Raw genomic sequence first — 12080 nt, 5'->3', positions numbered from 1 at the left:
CGCGACCCGGCCGGGGAACGGGCTCAGGCGCTCCCGATCACGTCCCGCACCTCGGCGAAGTGGCAGGCCGACTCGTGCGCGGCCGGGCCCTCCAGCAGCGCGGGCACCGCGAGCAGCGGCACCTCCTCGGAGCACCGCTGCTGCGCCTTCCAGCAGCGGGTGCGGAAGCGGCAGCCGGACGGCGGGTTCGCCGGCGACGGCAGGTCGCCGCTGAGCAGGATGCGCTCGCGCTGCTCGCGGCCGGTCGGGTCGGGCACCGGCACGGCCGACAGCAGGGCCTGGGTGTACGGGTGGGTCGGATGGGCGTAGATCTCGTCCTCCGAGCCGATCTCGACCATCTTGCCGAGGTACATCACGCCGACGCGGTCGGAGATGTGCCGGACGATCGAGAGGTCGTGCGCGATGAACATGTACGACAGGCCGAATTCGGTCTGCAGTTGCTCCAGCAGGTTGATCACCTGCGCCTGGACGGACACGTCGAGCGCCGACACCGGCTCGTCGCAGATGATGATCTCCGGCTTGAGTGCCAACCCCCGGGCGATGCCGATGCGTTGACGCTGGCCGCCGGAGAACTGGTGCGGATACCGGTTGATGTACTCCGGGTTGAGCCCGACGACGTCCAGCAGATCCTGAACGGCCTTGCGGCGGTCGCCCTTCGGGGCCACCTCGGGGTGGATCTCGAACGGCTCGCCGATGATGTCGCCGACCGTCATGCGCGGGTTCAGCGAGGTGTACGGGTCCTGGAACACCATCTGGATGTTCCGCCGCACGGCCTTCAGCGCCGACCCCGACAACCGGGTGATGTCCTGACCCTTGTAGCGCACCTGGCCCGCGGTCGCCCGCTCCAGGCTCATCAGCACCTTGGCCAGCGTGGACTTCCCGCAGCCCGACTCGCCCACGATGCCCAGCGTCTCCCCGGTGACCAGGTCGAAGGAGATGCCGTCCACGGCCTTCACCGCGCCAACCTGCCGCTTGAAGAGGATCCCCTGCGTCAGCGGGTAGTGCTTGACCAGGTCCCGGACCTCCAGGATCGGCTCAGCCACGGAGGGTCTCCTTCCAGAAGTGGCAGGCGCTGTGCCGGCCCGGCAGGTCCCTGCCCTCCGCGTCCAGCACCGGGACGAGCGGCGGAAGTTCGGACCGGCAGCGGTCCTGCGCCCGGTCGCAGCGCGGGTTGAACGCGCAGCCGGCCGGAATGTGCAGGAGGTTCGGCGGCAGGCCCTGGATGGCGTACAGGTTCTGCCCCTTCTGGTCCAGCCGGGGAATCGAGTTGAGCAGCCCCCGGGTGTACGGGTGGGCCGGGCGCGCGTACAGCTCGTGCACGGGCGCCGTCTCGACGATCCGTCCCGCGTACATCACCGCGATCTTGTCCGCGACGTCGGCCACCACGCCGAGGTCGTGGGTGATCAGGATCAGCCCCATGTGGAACTCGGACTGCAGCTCGGCCAGCAGGTCCATCACCTGGGCCTGGACGGTCACGTCCAGGGCAGTGGTGGGCTCGTCCGCGATGATCAGGTCGGGCTCCATCGAGAGCGCCATCGCGATCATGATGCGCTGGCGCATGCCGCCGGAGAACTGGTGCGGGAAGTCGTCCACCCGCTGCGCCGCCGCCGGGATGCGCACCCGCTCCATCAGCTCGACCGAGCGGTCCTTCGCCTCCTTGCGCGAGGCGCCCTGGTGCACCCGGAACATCTCGCCGAGCTGGTAGCCCACGCTGAGCACCGGATTGAGCGAGGACAGCGCGTCCTGGAAGATCATCGCGATCTTCCGGCCGCGCACCGCGCGCCGGGCCTTGGGGCTCATCGTCAGCAGGTCCTGGCCCCGGAACAGCACCTTGCCGGCCGTGATCCGCCCCGGCGGCATGTCCAGGATGCCCATGATCGCCTGCGCCGTCACCGACTTGCCCGAACCGGACTCGCCGAGCACCGCCAGCGTCTCCCCGGCCGACACCGAGTAGCTGACGCCGTTGACGGCCTTGGCGATGCCGTCCCGGGTGACGAACTCGACGTGCAGGTCGTCGACTTCGAGCAGTGGCGTGCCGGGCACCAGGTTCTCCCGGCGCGGGCCGGTCACCTCGATCGCGCTCAGGCGCGCCCCGCCGTCCCTCGTGCCGGACGGCTTCGTCGTGTCAGTCATGGTCCGCGGCCCTCCTCAGCGCAGCTTGGGGTCGAGGGCGTCGCGCACCGCGTCGCCGAGCATGATGAACGCCAGCACGGTGATGCTCAGCACGGCGGCCGGGAAGAGCAGTACGTGCGGGGCGTTCAGGAAGCGGGACTGGGCGTCGCTGATCATCAGGCCCCAGGAGATCGCCGGGGACTGGATGCCGATGCCCAGGTAGGACAGCGCGGCCTCGGCGCCGATGAACACGCCGAGGTTGATGGTCGAGACGACGATCACCGGCGCCACCGCGTTCGGCAGGATGTGCCGGGTGACGATCCGCCCGGTGCCGGCCCCGAGCGCGCGCGCGGCGACCACGTAGTCGTTGTGCTTGTTGGAGATCACCGCCGAACGCATCAGCCGGTAGATCTGCGGCCAGCCGAGCACCGCCATCACCGCCGAGACCGTCCAGGCGTTGCCCTTCTGCCAGGTCGACATGATGAGCATGCCGCCGAGCAGCAGCGGGATCGCGAAGAAGATCTCGGTGATGCGCGACAGGAGGCTGTCCCAGAACCCGGCCATCCAGCCGGCCAGCAGCCCGAGCGTGCCGCCGACCAGGACCACCAGCGACGTGGTCAGGATGCCGACGATGATCGAGTTGCGGGCGCCCCAGATCGTCCGGGTGTAGACGTCGCAGCCCTGGACGTCGAAGCCGAACCAGTGGTCCGCGGAGGGGCGTTGCAGCGAGGACGAGAGTTCGCAGAAGCCGGCCGAGTTCGGGTCCTTGTCGGTGAACAGCTGCGGGGCGACGGCCATCACCACCATGAGCAGCACCAGCAGCCCGCCGATGATGAAGAGCGGGTTGCGCCGCAGGTCGTACCAGGCGTCCGTCCAGAGGCTGCCCACCCGCTCCTTGTCGCCCTTGGCGGCCGCCGCCGCGGTCACCGGGGCCGTCGTGTCCAGCGCGTTCGTCGGCTCACTCATAGCGGATCCTCGGGTCAAGAACGGCGTAGAGCAGGTCGACCACCAGGTTGGTGAGGAGGTACACCATGACGAGGGCGCTCACGACGCCCACCACGATGGTGCGTTCGCGCAGGTACACCGACTGGAACAGCTGGTGCCCGATCCCGGGGATGTTGAAGATGCCCTCGGTGATCACCGCGCCGCCCATCAGCGACCCCAGGTCCATGCCGAGGTAGGTGACGATCGGGATCAGCGCGTTGCGCAGCCCGTGCCGCACCACGACGCGCAGCGGGCTCAGGCCCTTGGCCACCGCCGTGCGCACGTAGTCGGCCCGCATCACCTCGGTCAGGCTGGTCCGGGTGAGCCGGGCGATGTAGGCGAGCGAGGTGGACGCGAGCACGAAGGCCGGCAGGAGGTACGCGCGGAAGCCGTCGTCCTCGTTGAACGAGACCGGGAAGAAGTCGATGCCGTAGTCGTTGTGGAGCTTCACCCCGAGGAGCAGCTGGAGCACGAAGCCGATCACGAAGGTCGGGATCGAGATGACCATCAGGGTCGAGATCAGCACCAGGTTGTCGATGAACCGGCCGCGCCGCAGGGCGGCGACCACACCGGCGGTCACGCCCACCGCCATCTCGATGACCAGCGCGGTCCCGGCCAGGTTGATGGTGTACGGGAAGGCCCGCGTCATCACGTCGACGACGGCGTGGCCGCGGTAGTCCTCGCCGAAGTCGCCCTGGAACAGGCCGACCAGGTAGTGCCAGTACTGGAGGAAGAACGGATCGTCCAGGTGGTACCGGTCGTGCAGCATCGCGACGACCGTCGGGTCCGCGCGTTTCTCACCGGCCAGCGCTTGGATGGGGTCACCGGGCAGCAGGAAGACCAGTGCGTAGATCAGGAACGTCGCGCCGAGGATCACAGGTACGGCCTGGATGACCCGACGGACCACATAGCGGCCCATGTGGCGGCCTCCTCGTGGTTGGGGCGCGTCACCGGCGGGCGGCACGGGGGTTTCCCGCGCCGCCCTGCGGGACGCACCGGTCAGCGGGAGTCGGGTCAGGCGAGTTCGACGGAGGTCAGGTCGATCCGGTTCTGGGCGTCGATGATCACGTTCTTGACGGTCTTGGTGTACGCCCCGGAGCTCATGTAGGTGTACACCGGGATGTACGGCAGCTCCTTGAGCAGGATGTCGTCGGCCTGCTGGTACAGCTTCAGGCCCTCGTCCTCGGTCTTCGCCTGGTCGGCCTTGGCGAGCAGCGCCTCGAAGTCCTCGTTGACGTAGCCGCCGTAGTTGGAGCCGTTGTCGATGGCGATCTTCGAGAAGATCGGGCGCAGGTAGTCCTCGATCGACGGGTAGTCCATCGACCAGGCCATCCGGAAGGCGCCGGAGTACTGCTTGGCCCCCAGCGCGTCGAGGATCTTGCCGAACTTCTCGAACGGCTTGAAGGTGACGTCGATCCCGAGGTTGTTCTTCAGCTGGTTGCCGACGGCCTCGATCCACTCCTTGTGGCCGCCGTCCGCGTTGTAGCCGATCTCCAGCTTGTTTTCGGGCAGGCCGCCGGACTGGCTGTAGAGCGCCTTCGCCTTCGCCGGGTCGTACTTGCAGGCGTCGCCGCACGCGCCCTGGCGGTAACCCGGGATGATCGGGTTGACGAAGTCGTCGGCCGGCTTGCGGGTGCCGGAGAAGATCGTCTTGGTGATGGCCTCGCGGTCGATCGCCATCGAGATCGCCTTGCGCAGGTCGGGGCTCGCGAACGCCTTGTTGGTCGCGATCGGGAACCCGATGTAGCCGACGCCGGATTCCGGCTGGTAGATGTAGCGGTCACCGAACTCCTGGGCCACCGTCGCCATCGCCGAGATCGGCAGCTTGTTGGTGATCTGGATGTTGTCCGCGCGGAGGTCGTTGTACGCGGTTTCCAGCTTGTCGTAAATCTTGAAGGTGACCGAATCGAGCTTGGCCTTTTTGCCCGGGTAGTTGTCGTAGCGCTTGACCTTGATCTGCTGGTTGTGCTGCCACGGGCCGTCCATCTGGAACGGGCCGTTGCCGATCGGGTTGTCGCCGAAGGCCTTCGGGTCGTTGAAGAACGCCTTCGGGAGCGGATAGAAGGCGTTGTACCCGAGCATGGTCTTGAACTGCGAGAACGGCGCCTTGAGGGTGACGGTGAAGGTCTTGTCGTCCACGACCTTGAGGCCCTTGAGCGCCGTGGCCGTGGGCTTCTTGTCCTTGCCGGGCGCGAGCTCGTCGGAGCCGAGGACCTTGTCGAAGAACGGCAGGGCCTGCGCGGCGTTGTCCTGGTCGGCGCCCCAGTTCCAGGCGTCGACGAAGGACTGCGCGGTCACCTTCTCGCCGTTGTGGAAGGTGTAGCCGTCCTTGAGCTTGATCGTCCAGACGGTGGAGTCCGGGGAGTCGATCGACTCGGCCATGGCGAGCTTGGGCGTGCTGGTCTTGGGGTCGTAGTCGACCAGCCCGGTGAAGAGCGCGTACTCGACCTGGGTGCCCTCGGACTCCGCGGTGTTCTGCGGGACCAGGCCGTTCTGCGGCTCACCCAGCTGGACGCTGATCGACCCGCCGGTCTTGCCGGCCGGGGACTTCTTGTCGCTGCCCGTGGTGCACGCGGAGATCGCGAGCGCCGTGCAGGCCGCCAGGGCGGTCAGGCGCATCGTCTTGGTGAGCCTCATTCAACTGCTCCTCGTTTTGGGGGCTTGCGAACGAACGGCGGCCCCGCCACTCGGTGTGCCGGGCGTGACGGAGGCCGACATCTCAGGGCCGATCCGCACAGTTGGCGAGGTGACCACTGATACGCGCAAAGCAACTATCGATCAACCGACCGGCTTTCGGAATCCGCGTCACATCTCTTTTCAATTACGCGCCGGACCCGGCCCGGACAATGCTCGCCAAATTCCCGCATATCGCATACGGGATCACCCGTTCCGATCTCCGGAAGGCGGACGATGATCTCCGGTATTCGCGCGTTTACGAGGAGTAATCGATCTTTTTCCGGCGTTTGCGCAGCACAGCGCAGGGCGCGCCCTCGAATCGAGGACGCGCCCTTGGTGTGCGCCGCCTGCCGCGACGTCGACCGAATTGTTACCCGGCCGCGGCGGCCCCCCTCCCGTTGTCCCGCTCCGCCGCGAAGTGACACGCCGACTCGTGCCGGGCCGCCCCGTCCAGCCACGACGGCGCCGCGAGCAGCGGGACCTCCACCGCGCACCGCTCCTGCGCCTTCCAGCAGCGCGTGCGGAAGCGGCAGCCCGACGGCGGGTTCGCCGGCGAGGGGACGTCCCCGGTCAGCACGATCCGGTCCCGCGACTCCCGCGCGGTCGGGTCGGGCACCGGCACGGCCGACAGCAGGGCCTGGGTGTACGGGTGGGTGGCGTGGTCGTAGATCTCAGCGTCGGAGCCGATCTCGACCATCTTGCCGAGGTACATCACGCCGACGCGGTCGGAGATGTGCCGGACGATCGAGAGGTCGTGCGCGATGAACATGTACGAGAGGTTGAACTCGCCCTGGAGCTTCTCCAGCAGGTTGATCACCTGCGCCTGGACGGACACGTCGAGGGCGGAGACCGGCTCGTCGCAGATGATGATCTCCGGCTTGAGCGCCAACCCCCGGGCGATGCCGATGCGTTGACGCTGACCGCCGGAGAACTGGTGCGGATACCGGTTGATGTACTCCGGGTTGAGCCCGACGACGTCCAGCAGATCCTGGACGGCCTTGCGGCGGTCGCCCTTCGGAGCCACCTCCGGGTGGATCTCGAACGGCTCGCCGATGATGTCCCCGACCGTCATGCGCGGGTTCAGCGACGTGTACGGGTCCTGGAACACCATCTGGATGTTCCGCCGCACGGCCTTCAGCGCCGACCCCGACAGCCGGGAGATCTCCTCGCCCTTGTACCGGACGGATCCCCCGGTGGCCGGCTCCAGGCTCATCAGCACCTTCGCCAGCGTGGACTTCCCGCAGCCCGACTCGCCCACGATGCCCAGCGTCTCCCCCTGCATCAGGTCGAAGGAGACCCCGTCCACCGCCTTCACCGCGCCGACCTGCTTCTTGAGCAGCACCCCCTTCGTCAGCGGGAAGTGCTTGACCAGGTCGCGGACTTCGAGGATCGGCTCGCCGCGCGCCACGTTCTGGTCGAACACGAGCTCCTCCGGCGTGGTCGCCGCCGCCGTGGTCGCCCCCAGCGCACTCGCCCCGTTACCGGCCATGGAGGGTCTCCTTCCAGAAGAAGCACGCGCTGCCCCGCCCGGCCAGCGCGGTGCCGTCCTCCTCGGTCACGGGGTACAGCTCCGGCACCTCGGCCCGGCAGACGTCCTGCGCCCGCGGGCAGCGCGGGTTGAACGCGCAGCCCTTCGGGATCCGCAGCAGGTTGGGCGGCAGCCCCTTGATGGCGTAGAGCTCCTGGCCCTTCTGGTCCAGTCGCGGGATCGAGTCCAGCAGGCCCCGCGTGTACGGGTGGGCCGGGCGCGCGTACAACTCGTGCACGGGCGCCGTCTCGACGATCCGCCCCGCGTACATCACCGCGATCTTGTCCGCGACGTCGGCCACCACGCCGAGGTCGTGGGTGATCAGGATCAGCCCCATCTGGAACTCCGCCTGGAGCTCCGCCAGCAGGTCCATCACCTGGGCCTGCACCGTCACGTCCAGCGCCGTCGTGGGCTCGTCGGCGATGATCAGGTCCGGTTCGAGGGCCAGCGCCATCGCGATCATGATGCGCTGACGCATGCCGCCGGAGAACTGGTGCGGGTAGTCGTTCACCCGCTGCGCCGCCGCCGGGATGCGTACGCGGTCCATCAGCTCGACGGCCTTGTCCTTGGCCTCCTTGCGGGACGTCCCCTGGTGCGCCCGGAACATCTCGCCGAGCTGGAAGCCCACACTGAGCACCGGATTGAGCGAGGACAGCGCGTCCTGGAAGATCATCGCGATCTTCCGGCCGCGGATGCGCCGCCGCTCCTCCCGGCCCATCTTCAGCATGTCCTGGCCGCGGAAGCGGATCTCGCCGCGCGGGATGCGGGCCGGCGGCATGTCCAGGATGCCCATGATCGCCTGCGCCGTCACCGACTTGCCCGACCCGGACTCGCCGAGCACCGCCAGCGTCTCCCCCGCCCGGACGCTGTAGTTGACCCCGTTCACCGCCCGGGCCACGCCGTCCCGGGTGACGAACTCGACGTGCAGGTCGCGCACGTCGAGCAGCGGTCCCTCGTACGGCGCGTCCCGCCCGGGTCCGGTGGTGTCCACAGCTGTAGTCACGATGCGTTCCCCTCGCTCAGCGAAGCTTCGGGTCGAGGGCGTCGCGCACCGCGTCGCCCAGCATGATGAAGGCCAGCACGGTGACGGAGAGCGCCGCGGCCGGGAAGAACAGGACGTATGGCGCCGTCCGGATCACCTTCTGGGCGGAGGAGATGTCGATGCCCCAGGAGATGGTCGGGTCCTGCAGGCCGATGCCGAGGAAGCTCAGCGTCGCCTCGGTCGCGATGTAGCCGCCGAGCGCGATGGTCGCGACGACGATCACCGGCGCGATCGCGTTCGGCAGGATGTGCCGGAACATCAGCCGTCCGGTCCCGGCCCCGAGTGCCCGTCCGGCCACCACGTAGTCGGCCTGTTTGACGGTCAGCACGGCGCCGCGCATGACGCGGGCGATCTGGGTCCAGCCGAGGAAGCCGAGGGCGATGACCACGCTCCACACCGTGCGGGTGGCGAACGCGTTCAGCAGCACCAGCGAGCCGAGCAGCAGCGGGATCCCGAAGAAGATGTCGACGATCCGGGAGATCACCGCGTCCACGCCACCGCCGAAGTACCCGGCGACCATGCCGGCCAGGCCGCCGAGCACGGTGACCGCCGCGGTGACGCAGATGCCGACGGTGATCGAGGCGCGGGCGCCGTACACGACGCGGGCGAAGATCGACCGGCCCTGTCCGTCGTAGCCGAACCAGCCGGCCCCGAACACGTCCGACCAGTCCGGCCGGCGCAGGTAGTTGTGCACCAGGTCGGCCTTGCGCGGGTCGGCGTCGGTGAACGCCCACGGGAAGATCGCCATGACGACCAGCAGCAGGATCAGCACCGCCGAGATCAGGAAGATCGGGCGCCGTCGCAGGTCCCGCCAGGCGTCGCCCCAGAGGCTGCGGGCCTCCTCGCGCTTGACCGGGTCGGCCTCGACCAGGGTGTCCTGCTCGACGGCCATGCCCTGCTCGCCCGCGTAGTCCAGGCGCGAGACGCTGGGCTTGGGGTGCGGTTCGAAGGACTCTTCGTCATGGATGTCAGGCATAGCGGATCCTCGGGTCCAGGACCGCGTAGAGCAGGTCGACGAGGAGGCTGGCGACCAGGTAGACGATCACCAGGACGGTCACGATGCCGACCACCGTCGGCCCCTCCTTCTGGTTGATCGCCCGGTACAGGACGTTGCCGATGCCCTGCACGTTGAAGATGCCCTCGGTGACGATCGCGCCGCCCATCAGGGCGCCCAGGTCGGTGCCGAGGAACGTGACCACCGGGATCAGCGAGTTGCGCAGCAGGTGACGGGAGATGATGGTCCGCCGGGGCAGGCCCTTGGCCACCGCGGTGCGCATGTAGTCGGCCCGCAGGTTCTCGCCGATGGAGGTGCGGGTGAGCCGGGCGACGTACGCGAGCGAGAGCGAGCCGAGCACCATCGCCGGCAGGAGCAGCTGGGACAGGTCGTAGCTGTCCTGCACCGTCGGGGTGACCCAGCCCAGGTTGGTGGCGAACACCGTCTGCGCGATGTACGCGAGCACGAAGACCGGGATGGAGATCACCAGCAGGGTGAGGATCAGCACCAGGGTGTCCTGGAGGCTGCCGCGTTTGAGGCCGGAGACGAGCCCGAGGCACAGGCCGAGGACCATCTCGAACACGAAGGCCAGCAGCGCGAGCCGGATGGTGACCGGGAAGGCGTCCGCCATGATGTCGGTGACCGGACGGCCGGTGAAGCTGGTCCCGAAGTCCCCCTGGAAGAGGTTGCCCATGTAGTGCAGGTACTGCTTCCAGACCGGCTGGTCGAGGTAGTACTTGTGCTTGATGCTGGCCACCACGGCCGGATCGGCGGCCTTCTCGCCGAACAGCGCCGCCACCGGGTCGCCCGGCAGCGTGTAGACCATCAGGAAGATCAGCAGCGTGGTGCCGAGGAACACCGGGATCATCTGCAGCACCCGACGCAGCACGTAACTGCCCATCCGAGCCTCCTTCCGAGGTGGCCGGGCCCCGCCCTCCGTGCGGTGAGGGCGGGGCCGGCGGGAGAGGGGATCAGCCCTTGACCTCGACCTGGGTCCAGGCCGGGTTGCCGAAGGAGTCGAACTTCACGTTCTGCACCTTGGTCGAGTAGCCCGAGTTGGTGCGGTAGTACCAGAGCGGGATGGCCGGCATGTCGCCGGGCAGCACCGCCTCGGCCTGCTGGTAGCCGGTGACCGTGTCGGCGACGCTGGCGGCCTCGTCGGCCTGCTTGGCGGCCTGGTCGAACTGCGGGCTGCTGTACCCCGTGTCGTTGGACGCGGCGCCGGTGCGGTACACGTCCGCGAGGAAGTTGGCGTTCAGCGGGTAGTCCTGCACCCAGCCCGTCCGGAACATGCCGTTGACCTGGTGTCCGGTGATCGCCGCGCGCGCGGTCTTGAAGTCGGGCTTCGGGTCGCCGGTGCAGTCCACCCCGGTGCTCTGCCGGATCGAGTTGCACACCGCGTCGACCCACTCCTTGTGGCCGCCGTCCGCGTTGTACAGGATGGTCAGCTTGTTGCCGGGGACACCGCCGCCCTCGGTGATCAGCGTCTTCGCCTTGGCCGGGTCGAACTTGCAGAAGTCGCCGCAGGCGCCTTCCTTGTAGCCCTCGACGCCTTCGGCCACCCAGGCGCTGGCGGCCTTGCGGGAGCCCTGGAGCACGGTCTTGGTGATGGTGTCGCGGTCGATCGCCATCGAGATGCCCTGGCGGACCTTGGCCTTGTCGGGCGCGGACCAGTCGGCCTGGTAGAGCGTGAACCCGACGTTCTGGATGGCGCCCTGGGGGGAGTCGATCGCCCGGTCGCCGAGGTCGCTCTTGTAGGTGGCCAGCGCGGACGGCGGCACCTGGTCCATCACGTCGAGGTTGCTGGACTGGAGGTCGGCGTAGGCGGCCTCGGACGTGTTGTACATCTTGAAGACGACGCCGCCGTTCTTCGGCTTGTCCACGCCCTGGTAGTCCGGGAAGGCCTTGGTGACCACCTGCTGGTTGTGGGACCAGCTGACGAACTGGTACGGCCCGTTGCCGACGGGCTTCTGCCCGTACCCGGCCGGGTCCTTGAAGAAGCCGTCCGGCAGCGGCGAGAAGGCGATGTAGCCGAGCTTGTACTCGAAGTACGAGACCTTGTTGCTCAGCTTGACCGTGAAGTGCAGGTCGTCGGTGACGCTCAGGCCGGACATCTTGTCCGTGGTCGGCTGGCCGGTGGCCGGGTGGACGTCCTTGTAGCCCTCGATGTCGGAGAACCAGGAGCTGTTGATCTGGTTGTTGGTGGTGGCCGCGCCCCAGTTCCAGGCGTCGACGAAGTTCTTGGCGTGCACCGGGGTGCCGTCGTGGAACTTCCACCCGTCCTTCAGCGTGACCGTGTAGGTCTGCGAGTCGCTGGTGTCGATCTTGTCGGCGACCTGCATGCGGATCTTCGCGGTGCCGGGGTCGTAGTCCACGAGCCCCTTGAACAGGTTCTGGATGATGCGACCGCCGCCGGTCTCGTTCGCGTTGGCGGGCTGGAGCGGGTTCTGCGGCTCACTGCTCTGGTAGCTGAAGGTCTTGCTGGTGTCCGACGAGCTGCTGCCGCCCCCGCTGCTGCTGCACCCGGTGGCCACCAGGGCCACGGACGTCGCAGCGGCGAGGACCCAACGAGCACGGGCGGCTACGGGCATGGAGGTCCCTCCTCAGGGTGTGTGTCGCATCACACCCCATGAGAAGCGCGCCCCGGCGACGGCGCGAGTCGAGTACCCCCGGATGGGTGCGGTGACCGCCCGCGGAGTTGACGCAGCGCCGGATCGACGCAGCGCCGGACCTACCGAATGCCG

10 protein-coding genes are annotated in these 12080 nt (G+C 68.2%); all 10 read right to left on the bottom strand.

From position 1 onward, the window contains the following. Positions 1 to 23: 23 nt before the first annotated feature. The 10 genes from ACFVSN_RS31590 to ACFVSN_RS31545 all read right to left on the bottom strand — a co-directional run bounded on the left by ACFVSN_RS31590 (position 24) and on the right by ACFVSN_RS31545 (position 11927). On the bottom strand, positions 24 to 1043 hold the full coding sequence (locus ACFVSN_RS31590; RefSeq protein WP_380438153.1) for an ABC transporter ATP-binding protein: 1020 nt from the start codon (positions 1041 to 1043) through the stop codon (positions 24 to 26). After that, entirely contained in the window at positions 1036 to 2085 is a 1050-nt protein-coding gene (locus ACFVSN_RS31585) for an ABC transporter ATP-binding protein (RefSeq protein ID WP_380438274.1), read from the bottom strand. The genes ACFVSN_RS31590 and ACFVSN_RS31585 overlap by 8 nt, the downstream gene beginning before the upstream one ends. 63 nt (positions 2086 to 2148) lie before the next feature. Further along, complete coding sequence (locus ACFVSN_RS31580) at positions 2149 to 3078, bottom strand: ABC transporter permease (RefSeq protein ID WP_380438152.1); 930 nt, start codon at positions 3076 to 3078, stop codon at positions 2149 to 2151. Further along, entirely contained in the window at positions 3071 to 4015 is a 945-nt protein-coding gene (locus ACFVSN_RS31575; RefSeq protein WP_380438150.1) for an ABC transporter permease, read from the bottom strand. The genes ACFVSN_RS31580 and ACFVSN_RS31575 overlap by 8 nt, the downstream gene beginning before the upstream one ends. Before the next feature lie 95 nt (positions 4016 to 4110). Beyond that, positions 4111 to 5733 carry an ABC transporter substrate-binding protein gene (locus ACFVSN_RS31570; protein ID WP_387957051.1) on the bottom strand — a complete coding sequence of 541 codons (1623 nt, stop codon included), beginning with the start codon at positions 5731 to 5733 and terminating at the stop codon, positions 4111 to 4113. Between the two features lie 409 nt (positions 5734 to 6142). Beyond that, a complete protein-coding gene (locus ACFVSN_RS31565) occupies positions 6143 to 7261 on the bottom strand; it encodes an ABC transporter ATP-binding protein (RefSeq protein WP_380438146.1) in 1119 nt (372 codons plus the stop codon). Further along, on the bottom strand, positions 7251 to 8303 hold the full coding sequence (locus ACFVSN_RS31560; RefSeq protein WP_380498031.1) for an ABC transporter ATP-binding protein: 1053 nt from the start codon (positions 8301 to 8303) through the stop codon (positions 7251 to 7253). Before ACFVSN_RS31560 ends, ACFVSN_RS31565 begins: the two co-directional genes overlap by 11 nt. A gap of 16 nt (positions 8304 to 8319) precedes the next feature. After that, on the bottom strand, positions 8320 to 9318 hold the full coding sequence (locus ACFVSN_RS31555; RefSeq protein ID WP_387957050.1) for an ABC transporter permease: 999 nt from the start codon (positions 9316 to 9318) through the stop codon (positions 8320 to 8322). After that, positions 9311 to 10237 (bottom strand): ABC transporter permease, encoded by a 927-nt coding sequence (locus ACFVSN_RS31550; RefSeq protein ID WP_380438143.1) that lies wholly within the window; start codon positions 10235 to 10237, stop codon positions 9311 to 9313. Before ACFVSN_RS31550 ends, ACFVSN_RS31555 begins: the two co-directional genes overlap by 8 nt. Before the next feature lie 70 nt (positions 10238 to 10307). After that, positions 10308 to 11927: an ABC transporter substrate-binding protein gene (locus tag ACFVSN_RS31545; RefSeq protein ID WP_380438141.1), complete on the bottom strand. Its 1620-nt coding sequence runs from the start codon at positions 11925 to 11927 to the stop codon at positions 10308 to 10310. Positions 11928 to 12080 lie beyond the last annotated feature (153 nt).

It is taken from the genome of Kitasatospora sp. NPDC057904 (genome assembly GCF_042887925.1).
Taxonomy (GTDB): Bacteria; Actinomycetota; Actinomycetes; order Streptomycetales; family Streptomycetaceae; genus Kitasatospora.
The sequence above is the reverse complement of the archived record's forward strand: the minus strand, read 5'-3'. Positions and strand labels throughout refer to the sequence as shown.

What these genes read in the sequence shown, in the direction of transcription:
- ACFVSN_RS31570 (WP_387957051.1), bottom strand. Translation starts at nt 5,733, where the DNA reads ATGAGGCTCACCAAGACGATGCGCCTGACCGCCCTGGCGGCCTGCACG.
- ACFVSN_RS31575 (WP_380438150.1), bottom strand. Translation starts at nt 4,015, where the DNA reads ATGGGCCGCTATGTGGTCCGTCGGGTCATCCAGGCCGTACCTGTGATC.
- ACFVSN_RS31580 (WP_380438152.1), bottom strand. Translation starts at nt 3,078, where the DNA reads ATGAGTGAGCCGACGAACGCGCTGGACACGACGGCCCCGGTGACCGCG.
- ACFVSN_RS31545 (WP_380438141.1), bottom strand. Translation starts at nt 11,927, where the DNA reads ATGCCCGTAGCCGCCCGTGCTCGTTGGGTCCTCGCCGCTGCGACGTCC.
- ACFVSN_RS31555 (WP_387957050.1), bottom strand. Translation starts at nt 9,318, where the DNA reads ATGCCTGACATCCATGACGAAGAGTCCTTCGAACCGCACCCCAAGCCC.
- ACFVSN_RS31550 (WP_380438143.1), bottom strand. Translation starts at nt 10,237, where the DNA reads ATGGGCAGTTACGTGCTGCGTCGGGTGCTGCAGATGATCCCGGTGTTC.
- ACFVSN_RS31565 (WP_380438146.1), bottom strand. Translation starts at nt 7,261, where the DNA reads ATGGCCGGTAACGGGGCGAGTGCGCTGGGGGCGACCACGGCGGCGGCG.